The following is a 1,586-nucleotide window of genomic DNA, read 5'->3' as shown; positions in this document are numbered from 1 at the left end:
CCATTCGCCACTTTGGTCGGTGGGGCCGAGCGCCTTCCTCAGCGTCGCAATCTGGACGGTGAGATTGCTTTCCTCGACCGCCAGGCCCGGCCAGGCAGCTTCCATCAGCTCGGCCTTGGTCAGGATGTCGCCGGGCCGGGCCGCAAGCGTGGCGAGCAGCGTGATGCCGCGATGCCCGATGGAGATCGGTATTTCATGTCGCAGGAGCGTCCCCTTCTCAGGGTCGAGCACGAACGGACCAAAGGTGAGGTGAACCCGTTGCATCCCGCCATATTAAACGTTTCGGAATTTTTCGGAACAGTTTCGGCCGCGCTTTAGTACGCAGGTCCGCTCATCCGCCAAAGTAGCGTTATCGATTTTAGCAGCACCAAGAAAGGACGAGCCAAATGAGCACGCAGCTTTCTCTTACCTCAAGACTCTACCAGTCTCTCTGGAGCGAACAGCCGACGTGGACGACTGAACCGGTATCGGTCTGGGCGAGACTCTTCGCCCTGCGCGGCCTGGTCGCGGTCTGGCGCGAGCGCAAGTACTATCGCGAGGAACTGAAGCGACTGGCGGAAGATGGGCCTCAGCGGATCGACGACGTCGGTCTCACCCTGGCTGCCGTCGAGGCGGAACTTCAAAAGCCGTTCTGGAAGGTGTGATTTGCATCCATAGCTGTGAACGATTGTCTGCACAGGGCCAGCAAACTCCGCAAGTACTGTCTCATCGACGCCGCAAAGAGACGACCGGCATGTTCTATCAGTAGCCGATCAAGGACCTGCCTGTAGGCCGGGGTAGGTGCAGCAATGCTCCGCTCATCCTGGCCTGCCGGCCGGACCTCGGCGGCCAATTCTGCCGCCAGAATTGTAATCATTCTTGTCCGGCATTTGAGGGAAGGACCAACCTGTAACCGCGCCTCGGCACTGTCTGCACGACGGCCTGGCGACTGTCGTGAGCGCCGCACGGATCTCGTGAATGCATTGGACCAGGCTGTCATCGGTGACGGCTAGCCCGTTCCAGACCGCCTTCATCAACTCGTCCTTGGTGATGACGCGATCAGCGTTCTCCAGAAGGTGGCGAGGTACGCGAAGGTCTGGTGGCGAACTGCGATTGTCCTGTTGAATTGGTCGCGCAAGGTCTCCCTACTCACGTCGGCGGTCACGCCGTTGAGTACGAACGTTGTAGGCGGCGAGCTATTCAAGCCGGTTCCCCTCAAGCACGAAGCCGCAGTCCAAAACTAGCACGGTTTCGCGCTGCGAAGACTGATCATCATCCAGCGCGTGCGGGGAGCTCGGATTTCGGCGAATGATCGTAAGCCGTTCGTGACTTGGCAAATGCCCAGGCGAGAGTCGCTACCGTACGCCGACTTGAATTGTGCGTTAGTGCATTGGCAGGATGTTCTGGTTGAGGCGGAACAGATTGTCCGGATCGTATCTGTGCTTGATCTTGGCGAGCCTCCCATAGGCTTCGGCTCCCAAGGCGTCGCGTACGAGGTCCGCTCCTTCGCCATGGCCGGGGAAGTTCAGATAGAGGCGCCCGGTCGAGTAGCGCTGCACGTCCTGCCAGAAGCTGCGAACCCAGCTGATGTTCGCGTCGTCCTCATC

Annotated in this window: 4 protein-coding genes; 1 reads left to right on the top strand and 3 read right to left on the bottom strand. The window is 59.6% G+C overall.

Going from position 1 to position 1,586, the window contains the following annotated elements; all coding sequences use genetic code 11:
• On the bottom strand, positions 1-264 hold a 264-nt coding region (locus EOA22_RS33050), incomplete at its 3' end, for a winged helix-turn-helix domain-containing protein (RefSeq protein WP_206521449.1).
• A 122-nt stretch (positions 265-386) separates the two neighbouring features.
• Here EOA22_RS33050 and EOA22_RS38315 point away from each other — a divergent pair.
• Positions 387-644, top strand: coding sequence for a hypothetical protein (locus EOA22_RS38315; protein WP_063170502.1), 258 nt, complete (start codon positions 387-389; stop codon positions 642-644).
• Positions 645-797: 153 nt separating this feature from the next.
• Here the strand turns inward: EOA22_RS38315 and EOA22_RS39265 are convergent, their stop codons facing one another.
• A complete protein-coding gene (locus EOA22_RS39265) occupies positions 798-1,013 on the bottom strand; it encodes a hypothetical protein (protein WP_342030149.1) in 216 nt (71 codons plus the stop codon).
• Positions 1,014-1,361: 348 nt separating this feature from the next.
• Positions 1,362-1,586: BBE domain-containing protein (locus EOA22_RS33035; RefSeq protein WP_206521447.1), on the bottom strand; the 225-nt coding region annotated here is incomplete at its 5' end.

The sequence above is a fragment of the Mesorhizobium sp. M7A.F.Ca.US.014.04.1.1 genome (assembly GCF_003998745.1).
Classification (GTDB): domain Bacteria; phylum Pseudomonadota; class Alphaproteobacteria; order Rhizobiales; family Rhizobiaceae; genus Mesorhizobium; species Mesorhizobium ciceri.
The sequence above is the reverse complement of the archived record's forward strand: the minus strand, read 5'-3'. Positions and strand labels throughout refer to the sequence as shown.

Excerpts from the sequence above, each read along its gene's own strand:
- EOA22_RS38315 (WP_063170502.1), top strand. The coding sequence starts at position 387 with ATGAGCACGCAGCTTTCTCTTACCTCAAGACTCTACCAGTCTCTCTGG.
- EOA22_RS39265 (WP_342030149.1), bottom strand. The coding sequence starts at position 1,013 with ATGAAGGCGGTCTGGAACGGGCTAGCCGTCACCGATGACAGCCTGGTC.